A 24,908-nucleotide genomic window follows, 5' to 3' on the forward strand; every position below is an offset into this window, starting at 1 on the left:
ACTGGGACATTTGCGTCGGCCGGTACGATCAATGTGATAATTATAATCGCCAACAATGTTAGTTGACAACCTTATTTAACAGCACTAATGGACTGCAGAGAGCGCTCACATCTATGCTGCAGCGCGGAAAATGTCGAAGCAGACATGACCATTATCCTCAGTTCCAACCGGCTTGAAAGAAAGCGGCGAGAAGCGGTCCGATCTCGAACAATTGTCGATCGTCATCGCTATTTCGAAGGCGTCGCCCAAGCGCGGTTCGTTTTGCGCAAGGTGTTTAGGCTGATTGAGGAGCAGGCAAAGCTCGCCGGACTTGATCCGCTCGAGCACCAAGGATTGATTCAAATCTATGGGAGCCCGAGCAAACGCTTGCGCGTGAAAGAAGTCGCCGAGCGACTGGATATCGCTCCGGCATTCGCTTCCGGACTTGTGAAATCGCTGGAGCGGAAAGGTTACGTCACCCGTGTGCGCAGCGAAGACGACCAGCGCGTTATGTTTTCGGCGATCACGGCGAAGGGAATGAATACCCTGCACCGCATAGACGAGCAGGTACACGTCCATGTCGAGTATTTCGCCCGCCAGCTTGATCAGAATACGCGCGAGGCGGTCATATCGATAGTGATGTTCTATGTCGGGATTTCGCTCGCGACCCCGAGCGCGGCAAATGCCTGAGGACCATGCCGATCACGGCTGCAAACGCCGGGCTACGAGATAATTGTTATGTTCATCAAAGCAGGAGTTGCAAATGGCGTACCGTGACATGCGTGATTATCTGGCGGTGCTTCAGCAGCAGGGGCTCCTCCGGCGCGTGAGCCGCGAAACCGACCACAATTGGGAGGTGGCCTGCCTCGCCAAGTGGATGTATCAGGCGCTGCCGGTCGAACGACGATTTGGTCTGTATTTCGATAACATCAGGAACTCAAAAATTCATGTCATCACCGGTGCGCTCGGCGCCTCGCCGGCCAGCGTTGCGCTCGCGCTTCAGTGCGAGGTCGAGGAAATTAATAACAAGGTCATCGAGGCCCTGCGCCGCCCGTTGAAGCCGCGCGTCGTAGATAAAGGTTTTTGCCAAGAGGTGGTTTTCACCGGCAAGGACGCCGGCCTCGGCAGGCTACCGATCGTGACCTGGACGCCGGGCAAGGACAAGGCGCCCTATCTCACCACCATCGTCGTCACGCGCGACCACGACACTGGGATCGCCAATATGGCGGTCTATCGCACCATGGTGCGGGATGATCATAGCCTCGTGGTCAATCTCTCTCCAAACCGCCAAGGGACGATCAATGTCAAGTCCTGGCACGACAAGGGCAAGAAGGCACCGATCGCCTGGGTGATTGCGGCCGAGCCCGCAGTTCACCTCGCCACCGTCGCCAACCTGCCCTACGGCAAGGACGAAATCGAATTGGCTGGCGGCCTGACAGGCGAGCCAATCGAACTCGTTCGCTGCAAGACAATTGACCTGTTGGTTCCGGCTCGATCCGAGATCATCGTCGAAGCCGAAATCGCCCCCGGCGAAGTCGATAATGAAGGCCCCTTCGGCGAGTTTGCCGGCTATATGGGCGTGGTGGACAAGCGCCCGGTCGCGCATGTGACGGCTTTGACACATCGGAAAGATCCAGTTTTCTATGGCTACACCAGCCAGATGCCGCCGTCGGAAAGCACCACGATCCAAAGCCTGATGAATGCTGGCGTAATCCTGCAAATGCTCCGGGATCACATCGGAGAGCAATCGGTGACCGACGTGTGGATCGACCTGACATTCGGCGGTCTGCTCGCCCATTGCATCATCGCGATGACGCCGAAATTCCCAGCGCATGGGAAAAAGGTCGGCCGCATCGTTGCCGACGCGACGCTGATCAAGCGGGTAACCGTCGTCGATTCGGATGTCGACATCCGCGATCCGAGCCACATCGAATGGGCGATGAACTCCCGTTTCAGTCCACAGCGCGACACGGTTCTGATCGATGATGTTTACGTTCCGCTGCAGATCGATCCGTCTGTACGCGACGCCTACGGCAAGGTCACGCAGGGATCAAAGATGGTCATCGACGCCACGCAGAAGATCGAGTCGGGACCCTTCTCGCTGCCGCCGAAAGACATGATGATGAAGGCGCTGGACGTGTGGAAGGCGAGCGAGCTTCCGGAATTTCCGATCCCGAAGCGGGCTATGTTGCGCCTCGAAAATTCGTAACGGCGCTTGAGCAGAAGTTGTTGACACCGCATGGAATGGCCGGATCCCGGCCATTCGCGTTTATTGCCGCGGCTCCCGGTGCACGTTAGCTGCGCGCCTCGCGTGCTCGACAGCTCCGTTCCGAGCTAGCGGAAGAGTTGAAGCGGCCACAAGGTGATGGCCGGAATGTAGGTCAGCACCAGGAGCACGCCGAGATAGAGGAAAAAGAAGGGAAGCACGCCTCGATAGAGGGCGGGCAACGGCGTTCCAAACAAGGCATGAGACGCAAAGAGGTTGAGCCCAAACGGCGGCATGAACATGCCGACCGCCAAATTGACAGTGACCACAATGCCGAAATGGACCGGATCGACGCCTGCTTTGTAGGCAATGGGCGTCAGCAACGGCGTCAGCATCAAGATCGCAGCCGGCGGCTCGAGGACGCTGCCGACGAACAGCAGCACGAAGTTGATGACAAGGAGCAGGACCCAGGTATCCAGGCGCAGGGCATCGACAAAACCGATCAGCTTGCCCGGCAGGCCGCTGGTCGTGATCAGCCAGGCAAAGGCGCCCGCCGCAGACACGATAATCAGGATCTGCGCAATCAGCACGACCGAATCGATAGTGATCTGCCAGAGCTGCGACCAGTCCAGCTCGCGGTGGATGAAGACGGAGACGATGATGGCATAGACGCAGGCGAATCCGGCCGCCTCCGTTGGAGTGAAGATGCCACCGTAGATGCCGCCGAGGATGACAATTGGCGCGAGCAACGACCAGATGGCCTCTCTAGTCGTCGCCCAGATATTCTTCCACCGCGCAGCCGCCGTGATAGGGATCATCTTCGCGCGCGCATGGAGATAGACATAGACCGAGAGCACGAAGGCGACGAGAAGGCCCGGCACGAAGCCGGCCAGGAACAGCACCGTGATCGACTGCTGCGCGGTGACGGCATAGATGATCATCGGGATCGAGGGTGGGATAATGACATCAATCACGCCGGAGGCCGTCACCAGGCTCACCGAGAAGCGGTCGCCATAGCCGTTTTTGCGCAACGCCGGGACGGTGAGCTTGCCGATGGCGGCAACACAAGCAACGCTCGAGCCTGACAGCACGCCGAAGGCCGAGGAGGACGCGATCGTTGCAAGCGCGAGCGAGCCGCGGACTCCACCCACCAACGACAGGATCATCTCTATCAGCCGGCGTGCGATGCCGCCGCGCGCCATGATGTCTCCAGCATAGATGAATAGCGGGACCGCGAGCAGCGGAAAACTGTCGAGACTTCCGAACATCGCCGTATGCACGGCATGCACCGGACTATCGACGATGAAGACGCCAGCCAGTGCCGTCGCCATCAGCACGAGAAAGATCGGTACGCCGATCGCAAGCAGCACCAGCGGCAGAACGACGAGGACAAATATGCTGGTCATCGGATATGCCGGGCTGCCATCATCGGGTACGGCCGCTGAGGACGGCGGCGCCGAACATTACTGCGGTCAGCGCAAGGCCGAAGACCAGGAAGGCCTGGGGTATCCACATCGGCATATGTAGCGCGTCGCTGCGCTGGTCGAAGAGATATAGCATGGCGACAATTTGGTAGCCGGCTGCGGCGACGAGCGTCAGGATCACTACCGAGACGATTGCGCCGATTGCGAGAAGTCCCCAGCGGATCGCGGACGAGGCGTGATCGATGAATGCCTCGATGCGGATATGCTGGTTACGCCACGCCGCTACGGGGGCGGCGGTAAAGACAATCAGGATCATCAAGAACAGCATCAGCTCTTCCGCCCACGTGAAGGGAGAGCCAAAGACATAGCGGCCGGTCACGTTGGCGACGTTGATCACGACGATCGCCAGCAGCGAGAGCGCCGCGATGACGAGGCAGATGCGACAGACGGCGTCGCCGAGGCGGCCGACCAAGCCGCCTGCGGACGCCGTCTCGATTTGACGCTCGGTTGTCATTGCGGCCGATCAAGCCATCTTCTGGGCGGATTTTTTCAGCACCTCATAGATCGCTGCCTGATCGGGCTTCTTGGATGCCACTTCAGCGCCGATCGGCAGGAGCATCGCGCTCATCTGTTTCTGCTCCTCGGGGCTCAAGCGTGCGATCTCGCCGCCATTCGCCTGCCAGACCTGCCGCTGCTTGGCGATGAAATCGACTGCCCAAGGGAAGACCTCGGTGCTGGCCGTCTGGCCGGCTTTGTCAATGACCGTCTGAAGATCCTTTGGCAGCTTGTCGTACCACAGCTTGCTTAGCACGGTGACAACACTGACCATCGCCTGCTCGGTTTCGAGAATGTATTTGGCAGCATCGTAGTAGCGCAGCGCGGTCAGCACCGGCAGCACGCTCATGACGCCATCGATGGTGCCCTGCTGCAGCGCTGGCAGCACCTCGCCGAGCGGCATCGGCACCGGCGTGGCTTTCATTCTTCGAATCTGCTCCATCTGTACAGCGGCCGCAAAGACGCGAATCTTGTGGTTCTCGAGATCCGAGAGCTTCGTTGCCTTTGCGCGCGTATTGAAGATAGTCGGGCCCGAGATGAACAGACCAACGCCCTTCAATCCCTTGTTGGCGCCGAGTGCGAGAAAGGCCTTGTTGAATTCCGGTTCTTGCAATGTCCGATTGGCATGTTCGGCGTTCTTGAACAGGCCGGGAGATCCGAGGACCTCGAAGCGACTGTCAACGCCGGCAAGAAACTCGGGCGGCCCGACGAATCCCTGGATTGCGCCGAACTGCGTACTTTCGATCATCCGCGGTCCGGTGCCGAGCTGGCTCGCCGGGTAAAGCTCGACTTTGATCTGACCCTTGCTATTGGTCTCGACGAGACGCGCAAAGATATTCATCCATTCATGTTGAGAATCATTCAGGGTCTGGGTGCCGAGTTTCATCACTATCGGACTTGTTTGTGCCCGGGTGCTTGTCGACGACAGACCCCATGCCAGCCCTGCACTTAGTCCAAACACCGCCCTGCGACGGCTGATCAATTTGGCCGACCTATGCATTGCGTTCCCCTCTTTAGAAGACGCACCTCGCCCGCCCAATCGCCCTGTTTGGTAGCGGTCAACACAAGTCCCACCGGTGCGAAGTTTAACAATGTTTTTTGTGATGTAAAGGTGATATTTCAGTATACGCACAGAACCAGTCGGCGCATTATGCTGCGGAAGCTGGCCGCTAGTGCCTTATGTTTGGACCCAAAAAGTGCGATATTTGAATAATTTGAATAAGATGTTCGCGAGATGGCGGTTCTAACTGATGAATGAGTTGCGTGAGCGGATCGAAGCGTTTCTGGCCGCGCATCATGTGATGTCCCTCGCCACCTTTGGACATAATGGCCCGCATGCCGCAAGCTTGTTTTACGCTTACGATAGCTTTGAACTAATCTGGATTTCCGACCCCGCGTCGCGCCATTCCCGCGACGTCGATACGGAGCCTCGCGTTGCTGCGACTGTCGCGCCAGATTATGCCGATTTTGCGCAGATTCGCGGGCTGCAAATTTGGGGAACTGCCCGCAGAATAGAACAGGTTGAACGCGCACGGTATCTGAGGCTACTCGAGGCGCGTTATGCTTTTCTCAAATTTTCGGGACTGAAGAAGATGCACGATGCTTATGCCAAAAGCGCCATTTATTGCTTGGACCCGAACCGTATTGTTCTGATCGATAACACAAGGGGATTCGGCCACAAGGAAATCTTGGAGCTATAGAACTGATGATAGCTACCGCGATGCGATTTACCTTGTTCATCGATACAACTCAGTTTGAGGGGCGCTCTGGGCCAGCGGTCAAGGCTCTTCCCCGGTTCCCGCTCGGAGCAACATGGGCTAGAAATCGTCGCGATCATCGTAAAAAGCTCCATCTTTTTCAGGCGATTGTCGTGCATTGCAAAGACAGATTGACGTGATGAAATATCTGCCTAACTTATGGTGTAGAGTAAACTTAGGGATGTACCGACTATGAAGATCGTGCTGAATTGATCTGTGGCAGCCTCTTTTTGTTTGAGTAAAAAGGGAGCGGCGAGCGAGTAGTTGGAATTCGACCAGCCATTACGTCGCGCGAAATGATCCGGACCTAGTTCGCGTCGTGGAAGAGTTGGGAAATGAAGCCGCCGGGCCTAAAAATGAACTGTTGGTAATAGACATACCGGAAAATAGTGCGTGGCGAATTTCCCAACGGAAAAATTCATTAGCGATTGAGCTCATAGGTCGTTCACGCCCCATTGTACTTATGAGCGCTTCACGCAAATACTCACATTCCCGACCGCTGGGCCATCCTAACAGGGAGCCTGGCCAGAAACCGGCCAAGCCGGCTGATGCGGCGATATTGATTGCCTGGCGAAAGAACCGGAGCGCCGGAGTCGAGGTGCTGATGGGGCGGCGGACCAACCGGGCGGCATTCCTGCCGCCATCTCCGCCGACGAGCTAGCCTTGAGCGCTACAACGATCTTGCCGCCTGTTCGCGCTAGGGCGCGTCTCCTTTCGGACCGATCAGACAATTTGCTCTATTGTAGCGGCGCATGACACATTCCAGCACCGAACCGGCAATCGCGCGCGCCTTGTCGGAAATTGTGTCGCAATAGTCCGGCCTTGCTCTCGGATCGATATCGCCGAGCTTGACGCCCTTCGATATCCATGTGCCCGGTTGGAGGAGACCGCGCAGAATTCCGCCGATCCCTGCATTGATCGCCTCACCCGCCACATATCCGATGCAGTCGCCCGTTTCGATCCGATCGCCGATCTTCCGCTCGGTCTCGAACACGCCGTCGGCGGGGGCGCGGAACACGCGCGCCTGCGTATGACCGGCGATATCGCCGGGAATGCCGGAATTGGGTTCTGCGGCACCTCGCTCGACGATACGACCGAGATGGTGGCCGCGATTCGTCTCGATCACGTAATGACAATCGCGACCCGCGACAAAGCCCGGACCAAGCGCCACAACAAGCGGCGCATCGCTCATATGCGTTGCGATGTTCTGCTTGGCGAGGATCGCGTCGATCACGATATCCGCGGCGATCGCAGCAAAATCGTCCCATCGGCTGAGCGGCATGATGGCAATGCGGTCCTCGCGCCAGGTCGGCTCAAGAGCGTCAACCGTTCGCACGGCGCTCGCCTCCACGCCTTCCACCCGGGAGCGCCCTTCCTGCAGCGCCGTGCAGAATGAGACTGTCCGCCGCACGCACAACGGTGCATCCAGATCCGTCATGATGATGCGGTGGAAATTCGCCATGTGAAGACGCCAGGCGACAGCGCTTGCCATCTCTCCGGCGCCCCGGATCAGGACAACCGGAGAAATCCTTGCAGAGTCGACCAGAGCCATCGCTCGTCCGCTCCAGATGTACCGCCCGGCACCAAAACCTCGCGTCGGGCGCCCCGACTTCGCATTCGACGCCGACAAATCAATACTATAACCAAATAGTTTGCTAATCAAACTATTATGTGAGAAACTGATTTTGCTCGGCCGCAATCGGCACAGGATAACTGCGCTCGGCAATCTTGATCATGGCTACGGATCCCATCTCGCTGATGAAGGAGGCCAACCGGCTGATCGAGACGGGCGCGCCGTTTTGCATTGTGACTGTCGTCGATGCGCGCGGCAGCATTCCCCAGGAGATTGGCGCCAAAGCCATCATCGACGGCAATGGTCTCGTCCATGGCACAATCGGCGGAGGGAAGATCGAGGTGCATGGCCTGAAGAAAGTCCGCGACCTACTCGCACCGGCTTCCGATCAGCGCATACTGGTCGAGCGTGTCAATCTCTACAAAGACATCGGCATGACCTGTGCCGGTGAGATGACGCTCGTCTACGAGGTGTTTCGGCGGGATTTTGAATGGAACGTAACGATTTTCGGCGCCGGGCATGTTGCGCAGAAGCTCTGCCGGCTTGCGGTGGAGATGGACTGCAAGATCACCTGCATCGACACCCGTCCTGAGTGGCTCAACCGCCTGCCGGATAGCGACCGGTTGGAAAGGCATCTCGTCACCGAATTCCCCGACGGGATTGAATTTGTCGGGCGCGGCGCCTTTGTGGTCGTCATGACCATGGGACACGCGACCGACCTCCCGGTTCTGCGGGCGCTCTGGAGCAAGAAGGCGCAGGCGCCTTTCATCGGCGCGCTCGGCAGCAATTCGAAGGCTGCCATCATGCGGCGCGAGCTCAAGGAGAGCGGCGTGTCTGACGATTTCATCAAGCGCATCAGGTGCCCGATCGGCGAGAAGTTCGGCGACAACACCCCCTCGGAGATCGCCGTCAGCATCCTGACGCAACTGGTGCGGGAGCGGCACGCGCTACGAGGACAGACGAGGCCTGAATGGATGCGCCCACTCCTCGCCCGCTGACCCAGCTGGCCCGTGCGGCCGGCTGCGCCGCCAAGGTCAGTCAGGCCGATCTGCGGGCGGCGCTGGCGCGCCTGCCCACAACCCATGATCCGCGGGTGTTGGTCGGACATTCGACGAGCGATGACGCCGCCGTCATCCGGCTGACCGACGATGTCGCTCTGGTCGAGACCGTCGACATCTTTCCGCCGATTGTCGATGACCCCTATGACTACGGGCGGATCGCGGCCGCCAACGCGCTGAGCGATATCTATGCCATGGGCGCGCGACCGCTGAATGCGCTGAGCTTCGTGGCGTGGCCGGTCCAAGCGGTAGGGCTCGGCCCATTGGGGCGAGTGTTCGAAGGCGCGGCCGCGGTCTGCGACGAAGCCGGGATTTCCATCTCCGGCGGTCATTCGATTGTGGATGAAGAACCTAAATTCGGTCTGTTTGTGACTGGATTGGTCCATCCTGAAAAAATCGTCAGCAATGCCGGTCTGCGTCCCGACGATATCCTGGTACTCACCAAGCCGCTTGGAACGGGCATTCTCACTACCGCGGTCAAGCGCGGTCGCATGCCTGTCGAGGGTCTGTCGCAGGCGATCCACTCGATGACGACGCTAAACCGGGCCGCCGCTGAGGCAATGGTTGCAGCGCAGGCGCACGCCGCAACTGATATCACAGGCTTCGGATTGCTCGGCCACCTCGGCAACATGCTGCGGGCGTCGAGCGAGGCGCGCGGGCGAGGCCTCGGCGCCCGGATATTCTTCAATCAGGTTCCGGTTTTCGAAAATGTCCGCAGCTATCTCGGGGAAGGATTGTGCCCGGCGGGGACGCGCCGCAATCTCCAATATTCAGCCCCGAACGTGATATTCTCCCTGGCGATCGGAGAAGCCGAGCAGCTGCTGCTTGCCGATGCCCAGACGTCAGGGGGATTGTTAATCGCCGTGGAGAAAGCCAAATTGACGTCACTGATCGCCGACCTCAACGACCGCGGAGTGCTGGCCGTTGCACAGGTCGGCGAAATCGTCGAATCTGACGTGCCGGGACATATTGAAGTTGGCTGAATGAAATCCATCAAAAGAAAGGCCGAAAGCGCGGCAAGACGCGCCGGGGGCGGAGGCACGGGCAAACGCCACTCGCCGCAGGCAAACGGTCTCGTAAAGTTTGGGCCCCTGCCCGGCTATCTCGGGTATCAGATCCGACAGGCACAGGCTGCGATTTTCCGCGATCTTTCGGCATCGACCTCGGCGCTTAACATTACGCCCGGCGAATATGGCTTGCTGAGCCTGCTCGATGCCAATCCCGGCATCAGCCAGATCGCCCTCGCCCAGGTCTACGGGCTCGACAAGTCCACGCTGTCGCTCGCCGTCAGCCGGCTCGGCAAGCGGGGGCTGGTCAGGCGCACACGCAGCCCCAAGGACGGGCGCTATTACACCTTGTGGCTGACCCGCGCCGGCACCGCCTTGCTCGCGCGCTTCCGCGCCCATGTGGAAGCGCAGGAGAAGGCAATGGATACGGTGCTGCGGGCGGGCGAACGCGCGCAGATGCTGGACATGCTTAAGCGAATTTCACGCGTTTTCAATCGCTGAAGGGGGTTGCGGCGCATGCCGTGCATCCATGTCAACTTCAAAAAATTAGTTTGCTAATCAAACTAATTAGAGTTAGTCTTGTTTGAATTTGCAGGCTGGTGCTGTGCGCGCCAGCCTCTCGAAATCGCCGCCGGAGAGCGCGGGGGACATATGATCCTCTTTGATTTCCAGTACGAACGCGCCCGTTCGCTTGCTGAGGCCGCAACCCTTTTGGCCAGTCTCGGACCCGATGCCCGAGTCATGGCCGGCGGCACGGATTTACTCCCGAACATGCGTACCGAGATCGCGCGACCGGCAGCTTTGGTCGGTCTTGGCGGCATCACTGCCGCGGAGCCGCAGGTCGACGCCGAGGACAATATTCGCATCGATGCCCTGACGCGCCTTGCCGCGATTGCCGACTCTCCACTCATCCGGAAGCGCCAGCCCATGCTCGCCGAGGCGGCGCGGGCCGTCGCCAGCAACCAAATCCGGCAAATGGGAACGCTTGGCGGCAATCTCTGCCAGGACACGCGGTGCCTCTATCTCAACCAGCAGCACGACTTCCAGTTTGTCGCCCCCTGTTACAAGCGCGCAGGCTCATGCTGCTATCCGTTTCCGCAAAACAAGCCGGACGTCTGCTGGTCCGTCTATATGTCGGACATCGCGCCCGCGTTGATCGCGCTGGAAGCGGAAATCTCTATCGTCGGCGAATCCGGCATGCGCCGATTGCCGCTCGAGCAGCTTTACAGCGGCAACGGACTGAAGCCGTTCACGCTTGGAAAAAACGAGGTCATCGAAGCCGTAATCGTGCCTGCGACGCCTGCGCGATCGGGCTATGGCTATCACAAATCGTCGCGTCGTGGCGGACTCGAGTTCGCAACGTCCGTCATTGCCGTGGCGTTGCGCCTTGACGACGCGCTGATGCGCTGCACCCAAGCCCGCATCGTTATCGGTGCTGTGCGCGAGCAGCCGATTCGCGCGGAGGCGGCGGAAAAGGCTCTCGTGGGGCACGAGGTTGGCGCCGCGGCCTATGACGCTGCTGCGGCCGCCGTGCATGAAATCAAACCGCTGCCGCATCACGGCTTCACCAAGAGCTTCATTGTCGACAACCTGCGCGTTTACCTGCGGCGTGTTCTTGCGCATGCGGTCGAGCGCGCCCGTGCAAGTGGCATGGTGGCATAGGGAATTGCGGTCATGGCAGACCGTTCGCGCGAATTGAGCGGCAAATCGCAAGTCATTTCGATCGAGGTCAATGGCGAATTGCACGAGGTCACCGTCCGGCCGCGCCACACGCTGGTGGAGGTGCTGCGCGAGAAAATCGGGCTGACCGGAACAAAAGACGGCTGTGAGCAGGGCGTTTGTGGCGCCTGTACGATCCTTCTGGAAGGCCGCCCGGCGCTCTCCTGCCTGACGCTCGCGATCGAGTGTGACGGAAAGAAAGTGCGCACCGTCGAGGGGCTCGCAAACGGCGAAAAGGTCACCGCGATCCAGCAGGCCTTCCTCGACCAGGGCGCGGTTCAGTGCGGTTTCTGTACGCCCGGCATGCTGATGTCGGCTACGGCCCTCCTCGAAAAGAATCCGAAGCCGTCGTTGCCGGAGATCAAGAAAGCGCTGGAAGGCAATCTCTGCCGCTGCACCGGCTACAACGCGATCGTCGCCGCCGTCCGCCAGGCTTCAGGCCAGGGCGTCGATCCGGTGATGCAGTAAAGATCGACGTCGGAGCGGTCATGAGCGAACTCAGCCACATCGGCAAAAGCTATCGCCGGAAGGACGGACCGGACAAAGTCACCGGCCGCGCCACCTACAGCCAGGACGTCAAGCTGCCGGGAACCCTGATCGGCCGCATCCTTCGCAGCCCCCATCCGCACGCTCGCATCTTGCGGATCGACACCTCCAAGGCGGCCGCCCTGCCGGGCGTAAAGGCAGTGATCACCGTCGATGACACCAAGGGCATCAAGCACGGCTTCGTGGAGACACCGCGATACCCGCCCGATCAGGAGGTGCTGGCGCGCGAACGTGTGGTTTATGTCGGCGAAGAAATCGCCGCGGTCGCGGCGGTCGACCATATTACCGCGCAGCAGGCGCTGGAGCTGATCGAGATCGATTACGAGATCCTGCCGGCGGTGTTCGATCCCGTCCAGGCCATGGAGCCGCAGGCGCCACAAATCCATCCGTCGCATCCCAAAGTGAGGGACGAACTGCCCTATTCCAATATTGGCGGTCGCACGACGTCAGGTTGGGGCGATGTAGAGGCAGGCTTCGCGGAATCCGACTATGTGCGGATCGACCGCTTCGAGAGTCACCTGCGCACGCACGGTTATCTGGAGCCGCAGACGACCATCGCACATTGGGAGAACGATCGTCTCAATGTGTGGACCTCGTCCATGGGAACCTTCATCAAGCGCGCGAAGCTCGCCCGCACCCTCGACCTGCCCTATTCAGCCGTCCGCGTCCACAAGGTCTATGTCGGCGGCACCTTCGGCGGCAAGATCGACCTCTATTCGCACGAATATTGCGCATCGCGCCTGTCCATGATCGCGCGCCGGCCGGTGCGCATCGTCGCGTCCCGCGAGGAAATCTTCTCCGCCTATCGCCACGGCCAGCCGCTCGCCATGGAGATCAAGACGGGCGTGAAGAAGGACGGCACCATCGTCGCCCAGGAAATTCGCGTCATCAACAATTCGGGCGGCTATCGCGGCTCCGGCGTGGTCGTGATCTTCCTCGCCTGGGGATTCACCATGATCCCCTATCGCATCCCCAACCTGAAGTTCGAAGGGTTGTCGGTTTATACAAATTACACCGTGCGCGCGCCGCAGCGCGGGCATGGCTGCCCACAAATCCGCTTCGCCATCGAATCTCAGCTCGACAAGATCGCCGAAGACCTCGGCATCGATCCGGTCACCATCCGTCTGCGCAATGCGCGCGAGCCGTGGGAAGAATTGCCCAATGGCGACAACGTGCATGAGGCGGGTCTCATCGAATGCATCAAGGTGGCGGCGGAGAAATCCAATTTCCTTGCAAAATACGGCAAGGGCCGCAACGCCAGCGGCAACATTCGCCGCGGCATCGGAATGGGTGTGAGCGGATATTTCGGCGGATCGCTGATTTATCCCAACGGCTCCGGCGTGATCGTGAAGATGAACGACGATGGCACGCCGACCGTGCTGACCGGCGGCATCGATGTCGGCCAGGGCTCCGAGACGGTAATCTGCCAGATCGTCGCCGAGGAGCTTTCGGTTGATATCGACGAGGTGAAGATCATTTCGTCCGACACCGACACCACGCCGCAGGATATCGGCGCCTGGATCAGCGGCATGACCTATGTGACCGGCAATGCGGCGCGGCAGGCGGCTGGTAACGCGCGGCAGAAGATGCTGGAGCTTGCCGCGTTGCGCTTCAACACCGACATCGAAGATCTCGCGATCAAGGACAAGACCATCTTCCGGCGCAGCAATCCGGCCGAGCGGATCAGCTATCGCGACATTATTGCCTACAGCATCGCCACGCGGCGCGGCGACACGATCCTCGGTGAGGGCTTTTGGCGCACCATGCGCGACGAGCCGACGCATCCGAGCCTCGCCACCACCAAGGGGCGCTGGACCGAGAACTATGCCTTCAGCTGCCAGGTTGCCGAGGTCGAGGTTGATATCGAAACCGGCGAAGCACGCCTGATCAAGGCCTTGACCGTGCATGATTGCGGCTTCCCGATCAATCCAGCGCTGGTGAAAGGACAGATCGACGGCCAGGTTTCCATGGCGCTCGGCCATGCTTTCCTCGAGGAAGTGCTCACCAAAAACGGCTACACGCTCAATCCGACGTGGCTCGACTACCGCATGCCCACCATTCACGAGATGGCGGAGTCCGAGGATGCTGACGTGATCACCGAGCAATACAGCGTCGGCAAGCCATACCGCACCAAGGAGGTCGGCGAAGGGCTGGTATCGGGCATCCTCGCCGCGATCTCAAACGCAATCTACGATGCGACGGGCGTATACATGACATCCACGCCGTTCACGCCGGAAAGAATCGTCAAGGGAGCGCGAAAGCTCGCGCGCACGGCTTGACCGTTGCCGGCATCGTGCTGGCGGGCGGTCTGTCCAGGCGCTTCGGACGAAACAAGTTGATCGAGGTTTTTCGCGGCAAGCCGCTGCTGCGCTGGGTGGTCGAAGCGGCACTGCAATCGCGCCTGACATTGGTGAATGTCGTGCTGGGGTTCGAACAGGACAAGACAAGAGCGGCACTCGACGGATTGACAGCCGATCCGCGTCTGACCCTGACCTTCAACCCCTCTTATTGTGAAGGCCAGAGCGCGTCGGTGCTGGCCGGAATGGCGACCCTGCCGCACGGATGCGCCGGCGCGATGTTTCTGGTCGGCGACCAGCCGCTGGTCGACCATCAGATCATCGACCGGATGATTTTGGCCTTTGAACAGTCGAACGGCGGCATCTGCTACCCCGTCTTCGGAAAGAGGCGCGGTAATCCAGTCGTCTTCGGAGCACGCTATTTTTCCGAACTGCGGCAGCTGACGGGTGACAGCGGCGGACGCTCTGTGATTGACGCCCATCGCGACGACTGCGTGCCTGTCAATTTCACGCGCTCTTTGCCCTTCTGCGATGTGGATCGGCCAAACGACATAGGTGCGCTTGCGAGGGATGCGGAAAGCGCATTCAATTTGGTCGAAGCGCTTAGACTGGAAAAGTCCCGCGTCATCGCACTGTGCGGTTCAGGAGGAAAAACCAGCCTGTTGTCCACACTGGTTCGCGCCTTTGCAGGCAGTCCTGCGGAGCATATCCTCGCGACCACCACCACAAAATTCGGGCTGGACGAGATCGACGGCCCCTGGCATCCGCACCAGGCGGATGACGCGGAAGCGATGCGCTCCACAAAAAGAGCGGAGCCCGTGCTGGTCTATCGCCGCCTCGATCCGGAGCGCGGCCGGCTTCTTGGATTTCCACCCAGCGTCGTCGACGCGCTGGCGCAGGATAACGAATATACCCGCATCATCGTGGAAGCGGACGGCTCGCGCCGCCGGCCCCTGAAGGCACCGAATGCGGAGGAGCCGGTCTTTCCGGCCACAACTGATACCGTCATTGCGGTGGCGGGACTCAGCGGCCTCGGGCGGCCGCTGCACGAGAACACGGTATTCCGCCCGGAAATCTGGTCAGAGCTGACAGGTCTGCCGGCCGGCGGCACCATCACGCCCAATTCCCTCGCGCGCATCATTGCGCATCCGCAGGGGCTAATGCGTGGCGCAGCGCCGCAGGCACGGCGCCTCGTTTTTCTCAATCAGGCCGACACGCCCGATCGGATGTCACAGGCGCAGGCCGTGCTCGACGGACTTTCCACCATTCACGATCGCCCGTCGATGTGCATCGCAATCGGATGCTTGAAGCCGGATGCACAGGTGCGGGCGCTGCACGAATTCGACAGCGGGCACTGATAATTCCCGGAGTGAGCAATGAGCATCAAGGATCCGAACACCCCTCCGCTATTGCTCAATGCCACAGATGAACTGCTCGGACCGACGCTAAAGCGTGGCCGCGGTAACGATATCGCCATCCTGTATCGCGACCAGAAGATAACTTTCAGCGAGCTCGATGCCGAAACCAACCGTTTCGGCAATGCGCTCCGGCCTTATCTGAACAAGTGTGACCGTGTGCTGCTGCTCCTGAAAGACAGTCCAGACTTTGTCGCCGCGCATCTCGGCACTATGCGCATCGGCGCGGTCGCGGTCGCGCTGAGCACGCGCGTCTCCGCACATGACCTTGCCTTCGCCATCGGCGACAGCGGCGCGAAAGTGCTTTTGATCGACGATGAATTCCTGCCGCTCTATGCCCAGTCGCTGACCTTGATGGAAAGCCGGCCGTGCCTCGTGGTGGTCCGCGGTAAGCCGGCTGAAGGGATGCGTTCGATTGCGGAATTTCTGGCGGGTGCAGACACACAGCGGCTGCCGGCCAATACGACCGCGACCGACATGGCCTTCTGGCTCTATACGTCAGGCACGACGGGGACGCCGAAGGCGGCCGTGCATTGCCACGGCGACGTCGTGATCGGCGATTCCTATCTGCAAGCCTTCGGTTACGGCCCGGGCCAACGCATCTTTTCCTCATCCAAACTATTCTTTGCATTTGCGCTCGGACATGTACTGATCGGTGGATTGCGCTCAGGCGCGACCCTCATTCTCTTCGAGGGCTGGCCGGACGGAGATTCCATCGCTGCTACGGTCGACCGTTACCGTCCGACCATCATGCTGAGCGTTCCTGCCTTCTTCCGCGGTCTGCTGCGCGACGGAATTGCCGAGCGGCCCGCCTTCAAGGATGTGCGCTGCTATTTGTCGGCGGGCGAGTCGCTTCCGGAAAACGTCTACCACCGCTGGCGCGAGGCAACGGGCGCGCCGATCGTCGAAGGCATCGGCATGACCGAAACGATATTCATGGTGGTGGGTGGCACGCCGCAGGATCATTTGCCGGGCGCCACCGGCAAGCCCTTCTCCTATACCGAGGTTAAGCTCCTCGATCCCGAAGACCGGCCGGTTGAACCGGGATCGCCGGGGACGCTCTGGGTGCGTCTGGGCTCGCTGTGCAGAGGCTACTGGCAACAGCCTGAAAAGACCGATGCGGCCTTCCGCGACGGCTGGTTCCGCACCGGCGACGTCTTCGTCGTCGATGAAGGCGGCTGGTGGCATCACCAGGGCCGCGCCGACGACCTGCTTAAGATATCCGGGCAATGGGTCAGCCCGGCGGAGATCGAGGAATGCGCGACCGCGGTGCCGGGCGTGGCGGAAGCCATCGTCGTCGGCGCACAGGATGAAGACGGGCTGGTGCGGCTGAACATGTTTCTGGTCGCGCCGGAGGGCGACAGCGAGACCTTGCTAGAGCGCGTGCAGGAACGGCTCTTGCAAACGCTCTCGAAATACAAGTGTCCGAGGCGTATCGTATTCGTCGACACGATTCCGCGCACTGCGACCGGCAAGGCGCGCCGCTTTCGCCTGCGGCACTGGGCAGCGTCACATATTCTGCAACGATTGATGCGCGCGCTTGGACTCGATCCGGCCCGGGTCGAACAGGCGGACGCACCGCTGTTCCGCGATTTGCAGCGCAAATGCATCGCCTGCGAATCCCACGAACGCTGCGACACGGAGCTGAAACAAGGCACCTGCGAAGCTGACTTCCAGGACTATTGCCCGAATGCGGACGTTCTGGTTTCGCTGCGGATCGGCGCTAGCCTGCATTAGACTAGGTGTCTGGTCCCGCAGTATGATGAAATCAGGTTAGCTGATCCCGACTGGAGGATCGGCTATGAGACAGATACTACATGGCAGCGCCATGACCACGCACGCCATCAGAGCTGCAATACAGCGATCGAAGGCTCCGCTCAAAGAGGCTTCCCCAAAACTGCAGCGGCGATTTGGAAACTTGTTTGGTGCCCAACGCTCACCATGCTCTTGACCGTTGGACCATACCTGCCCCGCTGATGCGCGCGTGTCACATCTAGTTTCAATCTTCCCGATCGGTAAGGCGAGGCTTTTGAAAGGCTTAGTACGGAATTGGTACGGGGGGGTGGATTCGATACCAATTCCCCATATGTCCGTGAAATTTAATTCCAAGTCCTTAGTCGGTTCGAGGTTGCGGAGCCACCGGGTCACGTGACACGCGCACGTGCCCCGAGCCTCCCCGGAGCATATCCCTTGGCTCGGCCCAGCTACCTCTCCCGCCGGGAGGGCGGCCGTTATTTTCTGAGGATACGCCTTGGGAAAGCCGCCTAGGCTCTTTACGGCAAAGCATTTCTGCGCGCGTCCTTGATGACAGCCGATTTTAGTGAAGCGCGTATCAGGCTCATGGACCATCTCGATTATGCCCGCCATCTCGCGGCGGCGCCGGATTTCGAAACATTGGGCGGAATAATTCACAGCCGCCTCAAGGGATATGTCGCTGCCGGCATCCCGCAAACCGAACGCACCCTGACGGAACGCCTCGGCTTCGAGCATCACGCCGTGCGTTACATCGCGCGCGCCAACGAGGCCGGTTATCTTTTCGCGCGCCAGTTCGAGCACTTCTCATCCAACTGGGTGGACTTCATCAACGCTAACAAGGCGGCTGAAAAGGCGCTCTCAGACGCCAAACAGGCCCAAGCCTACAAGAAAGGGCGCTCGGACGCATACAGGGCCCTCGATCACGCCTTTGCGGGCGTCAAGAGCCCAATTCAAGGGCAATCCTCCGGCACCACTGCGCCTTTGTCGCCGCACTCTCCCGTGACGCTGACGCACGAGGTCCATCAGACCATTGATTCAATCGTAAAGCAGGAACTTGAGAGGCGGCTTGCACAACTCGCCAGCCCGCAGACGGCGGGACAGGATGCGTCACGCCTCCAAAGCGGCCTGCGGATATCGCAAGTTCTGAAACTGTTTTTGAAGGCGTCTACGAGCCCGCGCCGACGCGAACTCAAGGGGACGGCGGATGCCGCCGTCATCGTGCAATTTGCGATCGACTTCCTCGGAGATCCGGTCCTTGAGGCTGTCTCCGCGGCGGACTGGGAACGATTGGACGAAGCCCTGCCGGACATCCCGCATCACCGCAATGTGCCGAAGGAACATCGCGGCTCGCTCTACAAGAGATACCGTTATGCCCAAAGCGCGGGCTGGGGGACGTTGTCGCGTGTGACGATCAGCACGCTCAAGAACCGCTATCACAATGGACTGAGCAAATTCATCGGCTGGGCGATTAAGAACAACTGCTACACGCAGCCGAAACCCGTCTTCGAATGCAGCGATGGCGAAACACGCCGGACTTCAGGAGCCTTGCCGACAGTCTGCGCCTCCTGACCCTGCCGATGCCGGCGGCCGGGCGATTGCCGCCCGGCTATGTGCGCACGGTAAAGAGTCTGCTGCGCGCTGCGAAGGAGAATGACGACAGGCATGTGCGGACCGAACCCCTCGAGGTCACGGTCATCATTGAGGAGGTCACCCATGGCTGGGCGGCCCTGCCGCTTCTGAAGGACAAGGTTCCTGAACACTATTCGCACATCGCCCTTCATGGCGCGGAATTTGTCGGCAGCCGCATGGCCGACCGGCGCGTCGCCAAGGTCAGGCGGGATGTGGAGCGCAAATACGAGGACGAACGTAACGAGAAGAAGAACGACGACAACAAGGGGAATAGTGGGGCGGACGCGCCGGAGCCCGAGATCCCGCCCGGTCACGTGATGGTCTGCCGGATCGAGGAGGCGGCGCTGAAGAACCCGAAACTGAAGGACATTGTCGGCCCGCTCAAGCAAGTTCTGAACGAACCGCTGCCGCTTGTGCCGGTGCCGGCGCTGCACGAGGTGCGCGGCAGGCTGCTGTTCGAATTCCCCTACGCAGAGAAGGTGATCGACTTTGTGCTCAATGATCTCGTCGGCCGGCAGACGATCAGGCTGCGGCCGCTCATCCTTGTCGGAGAACCGGGCGGCGGCAAATCACGATTCGTCCGCCGGCTCGGCGACATCCTCGGGCTTGGCGTCTGGCGCACCGACGCCTCCCGCAGTGACGGCAACGCCTTCGCCGGCACCGACAAGCGCTGGTACACGGCCGAGCCCTGTCATCCGTTTCTTGCCATCGCAAAGGCAAGGCACGCCAATCCGCTGGTGCTGATCGACGAGATCGAGAAGGCCGGCACCCGCAGCGACTACGGCCGCTTCTGGGATTGCCTGCTCGGCTTCCTCGAATCGGAAACCGCGAGCCGCTATCCGGACCCGGCGCTGCAGGCCAATCTCGACCTCAGCCACGTCAGCTACGTCGCGACCGCAAACTCCCTCGACCCCATTCCCTCGCCTCTGCGCGACAGATTCCGGATCGTGGAATTCCCCAAGCCGCGACCACAGGACATGGAGGCGCTGCTGCCGGCCATTCTCGCCGACATCGCCACCGAGCGCGGGCTCGACGTCAGATGGATCACCCCGCTCGCCGGATGGGAGCGGGACCTTGCCGCGGAACGATGGAAAGGCGGCTCGGTGCGCAGATTGCGCCGACTCATCGAAGTGCTTCTGCGCGCCCGGGAGAAAAATAACATCAAGCACTGAACGGTGTGACGGCCGGCGCGTAACGAACGCCCGAAAGGCTCGCCAATAGCGACGACTGAAATTCGTGAGATACCGAATGGCGCAACAGTTTTATCCCATTATTGATGAGGTCTTGCAGCCCGCTGACCTGTCCGATGCGAGCGTGCGCGAGCGGCTAAGCCCCGTTGCGATTCATGCATTCTTCGCTGTCATGCAAACATGGAAGACCGGCGACGACGATGCTCGCGCGCTCCTGGGTAACATCCCCAGAGAGGACTACGACGAACTCAGGACTCTGCCACGGCGGATACTGGATGCCGACGCCCTAACCCGTATCTCGTGCCTCGTCGGCATCTACAAGGCGTTGAACATTCTCTACTCGGAAGAGCTTGCAAATGCCTGGGTCCGATTGCCGAGCTCCAACCAGCACTTCGATCGCCAAAGTCCCATCACTTATATGATCAAAGGCGGATGGCCGGCGATGCAGACGGTCCGGCGACTGCTCGATGCGGTTAGAGAAGGTGCTTAGGACCGGATCGGACAATTTCGAACTCATTGCAAGCAACCAGGACACCCGCCTCCGTCCGTTCAACCGCGAGACATCTGCTTGATTGGCGTTTCGCGGACATTCGCGGTATCGGCTGATAGGCTAACCAGTCGAGCCACACCGCGACTTCATCCAGGAGAATGTGCAGTCGGCCAGCAGCAGCGCAGTGTCCTCGGTTGTTCTTGTCGGGTGACGCATAAGTCTGGATCTTTGGGCCATAAGTCTGTGTCAAATGACGCAAAAGCCTGACTCAGATTTTTTCAATCATTGGTTGTAGAGAAAGTTACGCGGCCAAGCTGAGTAATCTTGGCGGCCCGGCTCGCTCGTTGCTTATCTTGGATCAGCCATAGGAGAGATAATACGCAGTCCCTTCGGTGCGGAAAAACCTCGGCACAATTTCAACGCGATAGCTGCCGCTTCCCTAAGACTTAAAACAGGGATTTTTTGAGCGAGATCAGGGATCGTTCAGGTGTCTGTGTACGGCAACGAGGAAGGCGCCAACAAGATTCTAGAGATAACCGTCTAATGGGACGGCGCGGTCCATCTTGCGCCGAAGAATCGCGATTTCGTCAGGTTTCACCTCGGACTCTTTCCTGACCGACGTCAGGACCTCTCCCCCCATCTCCCCCGTTCCCGCGTCACGGGACTTTTGTTCGCCCCTGGAATGGGCAGTACCGCGAAACTCCACGCTCGGGAATCACTCAGTCGAACTCTTTCTCAAGGCGCAAGTTGTCAGCGTGAACCGTCGTGAATCACGGCCCGCCGTTAAAAAGCACACCCTTGCACTATGACCGGTGTGAGCACGGTTTGTGTGGAATTTCCGTCGACCATCTCGCCCGTACTGACAGAGGTGCAATCAAATTCTAACCAGGACTAGAGTATTGGACCGTTTGCAGACGCCGATAGAGATGTCACCCCCTGGCCCAGTTAGTATGTCTCTCCCCAGTTTTGGATTGGCATGGAGCGGCCGACGACAGTGATTGCGACGAGCCGTGCTGAAATCGATCGCATGAGGGTTCTGCACGATCTGGCGGAGGACCGGATTCAGGGCTTTTGCGGCGGTGCCGAGGGGCTCGGTCGCCGGCAGGTCTTGAGGGGGCTTTCTCGCTGCTCTGAGCATCCAATCGTGCCTATTCCAGCCGGCCATCGCGCAACTGGAAGATATGATCGAAGCGGTCGAAGATTTTCTCGTCGTGTGTGACGGCGATGATGGCAGCGTCATGCTCAACGGCAAGCCTGCGCAACAGGTCCATGACAATGCCGGCGCGCTTGGAGTCGAGCGCAGCGGTCGGCTCATCGGCCAATATGATCCGCGGACTATTGGCCAGCGCACGGGCGATGGCCACGCGTTGCGCCTCCCCGCCCGAGAGCTTGGCCGGCATGGAGCTGCTGCGATGACCAACCTCCAGATAGTCGAGAAGCTCGCCAGCCCGCTCGCGTGCGGCGGCGATGTCGGCGCCCGCCAACTGGCGGACAATCGCCACGTTATCTGTCGCATCGAGGAACGGCAGTAGATTATGGAACTGGAAGATGAAACCAATCTTGTCGAGCCGCAGTCGTCTCAAGTCGCTGCGCTCCCATTGGCTATCTTTCAGGACGAGTTCACCATCGAGCTCCATGGAGCCCGCTGAGGGATCGAGGATGCAGCCGATGATGTTGAGGAGCGTGGTCTTGCCGGACCCGGAAGGTCCGAGCAGCGCCACCACCTGGCGCGGATACACCTCGAGCGAAACGTCCCGTAATGCGTCTACGCGAGTCTCGCCCTCGCCGAAATGCTTGGAGATGCCATCCAGACGCACGAGCGGGACACTTGAGCTTTCGCCTGCCCCTGTCATGTCAGCCTCCGAGCGCCGTTGCCGGGTCGACCCTTAGCGCTGCGCGCACGCCGAGCCCGCTCGACAAAAGGCACACTACGAACACGATCAGGCCGAGGATCACGACATTGTCCGGTTCCAGGATCACGCGGCGCGGGAAGTAGTCCTTGATGCTGAGGATCAGCGTGGCTCCGATGGCAAAGCCGATAAAACCGAGGGCCAGAGCCTGCTGCACGATCATGCCGATGATGGTGCGGTCTGGGGCCCCGATCAACTTAAGAGTCGCGATCTGTTTCAGCTTCTCCATGGTCATCGTGTAAATAATGAGCGCAATGATAACGGCAGAGACCGCCAGCAAGAGAGACGTGAAAAGTCCGATCTGACGTCGGGCCCGATCAACCAGCGAGCTTGTCAGGATGTTTTCCTGCGCCTCCTGCGTGATGGCGGCGAGATGCTTCCAGCGCCGTATCGCGGCAGCAGTGGCATCGGGGGAGGCATTCGGATGCAGCCGGGCAACAACGGCGTTGACGGTATCGCGGCTGGCACCGCCAGTGCCGCGAGCGAGTTGCACGCGCGCGGCGGACGGCGCGAGGTCGAATTGCAGTCTTTGCGCATCGGCTAGCATGATGTAGACGGCAGGATCACCACCGGAGTTGACCTGGTGCCGGGTCAATCCCACGACCGTGAAGGTGTKRCGRCCGAGYTGGATSCGTTCGCCYAAAGTCAATCCGGTTGAAYGRTCGGCGACCATTTCGTAGTGCCTGCGTCCAATCTCGCGCCCCTCGGAAATTTCCGGTGGACCTCCGGGCCGCGTCAATTCGTAGCCGATGACATACAGCCTCAGTTTGCCGCCGCGATACTCAGTCTCGACGGTCTGATAGGTGATGCTGCCGGCGGCGGTCACGTCGGCAATGCGTGCCACCGCTTCACGGATGTCTCCGGGAATCCGGGACGCCTCGGCGAAGGGACCGCGTGTATTGGCCTCCACCACCCACAGGTCAACAGCCGGCGCCCGGGCAATCGTCAGGGCGTCGACGATCAGACCGCGATAAATGCCGATCATGGCCAGCACGACGCCGAGCAGCAGCCCGAGCCCCACACATGTCAGCAGGAAGCGACCGAGCGCGTGCCGGATGTCACGATACGCGAGGTTCATTTGGACCCCACCTCGGTCACGCGCGCTGCTCGGCCTTCACGCAACCCACTCTCCAGCCGGCTCACAACACGAGCGTTTGCCGGAAGGCCGCCGATGATCTCCAGGCGCGAATCCTCGGTGCGATGCCGGAACTGGACCAGACGGCGATGCAAACGACCGTCCTCGACCGTCCACACCGTACCCTGTCGCCCGTCATAGCCATGCACCGCGGCTGATGGCACAAGCAGGGCGTTGTCGAGGCTGGCCACGGTGATCCAGAACTCCACCTGCTCTCCGAGGTAGACGCGAGCTGGCGGATTATCGCCCCTGAGATAGACGCGTCGCTCCTCGGTGACCCGGTCGCTTTCAAGCCCGATGCGAACCACGCGGCCCGTGAAGGATTCGAGGGGACGGGAGCGCAAGCGCGCCTCGACGGGCTGGCCCTCCTCGATAAAGCCCGCGCGGGCCTCATCGACATAAGCGAGGCCCCAATAACTTCCAACGGCAATCAGAGTAAAGATCGGGTCGCCGGCCTTTATTACCGAGCCTAGCTCCTTGTGGCGCTCAATGACCACGGCATCGAAGGGAGCAACAAGCGTGCGATGCCGCAGCATGGTCTCCTCGTATTGAAGCTGGGCGCGGGCGTCTGTCAGTTGCGCCTTGGCGCTTTCCACCTCGCTTTCCGCCACCGCTACATCCGCCTTGGCCACGGCCTCGTCGCGAACGGCCTCTTCCGCCGCCTGCTGGGAGACCACATCGCGACCAGCCAAGGCCTGTTTGCGCCGATTTGTCTCCTGCTTCTGCGTGAATGTGGCACGCGCCTTCTCCAAATTGGCGGCGCTCTTGGCGATATTGACCTCGGCGATCAGCAGCGAGGCGCGTGCTTTAGCAACCTTGGCATCCTGCTCGCCGGTAGCGAGCCGGGCCAGCACTTGCCCTCTGCTGACGTGATCACCATGGTCGGCGTGCAGTTCGGCAAGCGTGGCGCCGACTTCGAACCCGATCTTTGAGAGGACGCGTGCCTCGGTGGTTCCGAGGCCAAATACCCGGACCGGAACATTCTGCTCAGGCGCCGCAACCTGAACATCGATCGGTCGATTGGAGTAGACCAGGCCGGCAACGGCAATGACAGCAATGAGGCCCGCCACCGCCAGCGTATAAGTCACCGCCGGTTTGCGCAGCAAGGCGGACAAGCCGGCCTTTTTTTTCGTCAGTCCGGATGACTTTCCGGCCTTGACGGCGGCTAAATGCACAGAATCATCCATGATCAAGCTCTACCTCTCGTTGATCCGGATCACATCGTCGCATTGCTTCTCTCCCCTCGCCTTTCGATCATTGAGA

The 24,908-nt window shown here is 60.2% G+C and carries 21 protein-coding genes; 14 read left to right on the forward strand and 7 right to left on the reverse strand.

Translation table 11 applies throughout. From position 1 onward, the window contains the following. The first annotated feature begins 144 nt into the window (after positions 1 to 144). Positions 145 to 669, forward strand: coding sequence for a helix-turn-helix domain-containing protein (locus RO009_03840; GenBank protein MDT3684159.1), 525 nt, complete (start codon positions 145 to 147; stop codon positions 667 to 669). Positions 670 to 742: 73 nt separating this feature from the next. Continuing rightward, positions 743 to 2,188 carry a UbiD family decarboxylase gene (locus tag RO009_03845; GenBank protein ID MDT3684160.1) on the forward strand — a complete coding sequence of 482 codons (1,446 nt, stop codon included), beginning with the start codon at positions 743 to 745 and terminating at the stop codon, positions 2,186 to 2,188. Between the two features lie 125 nt (positions 2,189 to 2,313). Here the strand turns inward: RO009_03845 and RO009_03850 are convergent, their stop codons facing one another. The 3 genes from RO009_03850 to RO009_03860 are packed head-to-tail and all read right to left on the reverse strand — an operon-like array spanning position 2,314 to position 5,146. Further along, the gene (locus tag RO009_03850; GenBank protein ID MDT3684161.1) at positions 2,314 to 3,591 is read right to left on the reverse strand and encodes a TRAP transporter large permease; all 1,278 of its coding nucleotides are present in this window, start codon (positions 3,589 to 3,591) and stop codon (positions 2,314 to 2,316) included. 19 nt (positions 3,592 to 3,610) lie between these two features. After that, complete coding sequence (locus tag RO009_03855; protein ID MDT3684162.1) at positions 3,611 to 4,123, reverse strand: TRAP transporter small permease subunit; 513 nt, start codon at positions 4,121 to 4,123, stop codon at positions 3,611 to 3,613. 9 nt (positions 4,124 to 4,132) lie between these two features. Next, positions 4,133 to 5,146, reverse strand: a complete 1,014-nt coding sequence (locus tag RO009_03860) for a TRAP transporter substrate-binding protein (protein ID MDT3684163.1) — start codon at positions 5,144 to 5,146, stop codon at positions 4,133 to 4,135. A 268-nt stretch (positions 5,147 to 5,414) separates the two neighbouring features. Between RO009_03860 and RO009_03865 the strand changes: the two genes are divergently transcribed. Further along, the gene (locus RO009_03865) at positions 5,415 to 5,864 is read left to right on the forward strand and encodes a pyridoxamine 5'-phosphate oxidase family protein (protein MDT3684164.1); all 450 of its coding nucleotides are present in this window, start codon (positions 5,415 to 5,417) and stop codon (positions 5,862 to 5,864) included. A gap of 754 nt (positions 5,865 to 6,618) precedes the next feature. On the opposite strand, the gene yqeB is transcribed toward RO009_03865, so the two are convergent. Continuing rightward, positions 6,619 to 7,473, reverse strand: coding sequence for a selenium-dependent molybdenum cofactor biosynthesis protein YqeB (gene yqeB / locus RO009_03870; GenBank protein MDT3684165.1), 855 nt, complete (start codon positions 7,471 to 7,473; stop codon positions 6,619 to 6,621). A 182-nt stretch (positions 7,474 to 7,655) separates the two neighbouring features. Between yqeB and RO009_03875 the strand changes: the two genes are divergently transcribed. From RO009_03875 to RO009_03925, 11 genes are all read left to right on the forward strand, one after another. After that, positions 7,656 to 8,492: an XdhC/CoxI family protein gene (locus tag RO009_03875; protein MDT3684166.1), complete on the forward strand. Its 837-nt coding sequence runs from the start codon at positions 7,656 to 7,658 to the stop codon at positions 8,490 to 8,492. Then, entirely contained in the window at positions 8,465 to 9,535 is a 1,071-nt protein-coding gene (gene selD / locus RO009_03880; protein MDT3684167.1) for a selenide, water dikinase SelD, read from the forward strand. Before RO009_03875 ends, selD begins: the two co-directional genes overlap by 28 nt. After that, positions 9,536 to 10,060, forward strand: coding sequence for a MarR family transcriptional regulator (locus RO009_03885; GenBank protein MDT3684168.1), 525 nt, complete (start codon positions 9,536 to 9,538; stop codon positions 10,058 to 10,060). It begins immediately after the preceding gene. Between the two features lie 150 nt (positions 10,061 to 10,210). Beyond that, positions 10,211 to 11,221 carry an FAD binding domain-containing protein gene (locus tag RO009_03890; GenBank protein MDT3684169.1) on the forward strand — a complete coding sequence of 337 codons (1,011 nt, stop codon included), beginning with the start codon at positions 10,211 to 10,213 and terminating at the stop codon, positions 11,219 to 11,221. Positions 11,222 to 11,233: 12 nt separating this feature from the next. Continuing rightward, entirely contained in the window at positions 11,234 to 11,746 is a 513-nt protein-coding gene (locus RO009_03895) for a (2Fe-2S)-binding protein (GenBank protein ID MDT3684170.1), read from the forward strand. Positions 11,747 to 11,766: 20 nt separating this feature from the next. Beyond that, positions 11,767 to 14,103: a xanthine dehydrogenase family protein molybdopterin-binding subunit gene (locus RO009_03900; GenBank protein MDT3684171.1), complete on the forward strand. Its 2,337-nt coding sequence runs from the start codon at positions 11,767 to 11,769 to the stop codon at positions 14,101 to 14,103. Then, positions 14,100 to 15,479, forward strand: a complete 1,380-nt coding sequence (yqeC, locus tag RO009_03905) for a selenium cofactor biosynthesis protein YqeC (GenBank protein MDT3684172.1) — start codon at positions 14,100 to 14,102, stop codon at positions 15,477 to 15,479. The genes RO009_03900 and yqeC overlap by 4 nt, the downstream gene beginning before the upstream one ends. 18 nt (positions 15,480 to 15,497) lie before the next feature. Next, positions 15,498 to 17,273: a benzoate-CoA ligase family protein gene (locus RO009_03910; protein ID MDT3684173.1), complete on the forward strand. Its 1,776-nt coding sequence runs from the start codon at positions 15,498 to 15,500 to the stop codon at positions 17,271 to 17,273. 567 nt (positions 17,274 to 17,840) lie between these two features. Next, positions 17,841 to 18,860 (forward strand): hypothetical protein, encoded by a 1,020-nt coding sequence (locus RO009_03915; GenBank protein ID MDT3684174.1) that lies wholly within the window; start codon positions 17,841 to 17,843, stop codon positions 18,858 to 18,860. Continuing rightward, the gene (locus tag RO009_03920; GenBank protein ID MDT3684175.1) at positions 18,800 to 20,092 is read left to right on the forward strand and encodes an AAA family ATPase; all 1,293 of its coding nucleotides are present in this window, start codon (positions 18,800 to 18,802) and stop codon (positions 20,090 to 20,092) included. The genes RO009_03915 and RO009_03920 overlap by 61 nt, the downstream gene beginning before the upstream one ends. 76 nt (positions 20,093 to 20,168) lie before the next feature. Beyond that, entirely contained in the window at positions 20,169 to 20,600 is a 432-nt protein-coding gene (locus RO009_03925; GenBank protein MDT3684176.1) for a DUF2384 domain-containing protein, read from the forward strand. A 1,148-nt stretch (positions 20,601 to 21,748) separates the two neighbouring features. On the opposite strand, the gene RO009_03930 is transcribed toward RO009_03925, so the two are convergent. Genes RO009_03930 through RO009_03940 form a run of 3 tightly spaced genes read right to left on the reverse strand, consistent with a single transcriptional unit; the run spans position 21,749 to position 24,832 of the window. Then, positions 21,749 to 22,453, reverse strand: coding sequence for an ABC transporter ATP-binding protein (locus RO009_03930; protein MDT3684177.1), 705 nt, complete (start codon positions 22,451 to 22,453; stop codon positions 21,749 to 21,751). 1 nt (position 22,454) lies between these two features. Beyond that, positions 22,455 to 23,588 (reverse strand): ABC transporter permease, encoded by a 1,134-nt coding sequence (locus tag RO009_03935; GenBank protein ID MDT3684178.1) that lies wholly within the window; start codon positions 23,586 to 23,588, stop codon positions 22,455 to 22,457. Then, a complete protein-coding gene (locus RO009_03940) occupies positions 23,585 to 24,832 on the reverse strand; it encodes an efflux RND transporter periplasmic adaptor subunit (GenBank protein ID MDT3684179.1) in 1,248 nt (415 codons plus the stop codon). Before RO009_03940 ends, RO009_03935 begins: the two co-directional genes overlap by 4 nt. Positions 24,833 to 24,908 lie beyond the last annotated feature (76 nt).

This window comes from Pseudorhodoplanes sp. (assembly GCA_032027085.1).
Taxonomy (GTDB): Bacteria; Pseudomonadota; Alphaproteobacteria; order Rhizobiales; family Xanthobacteraceae; genus Pseudorhodoplanes.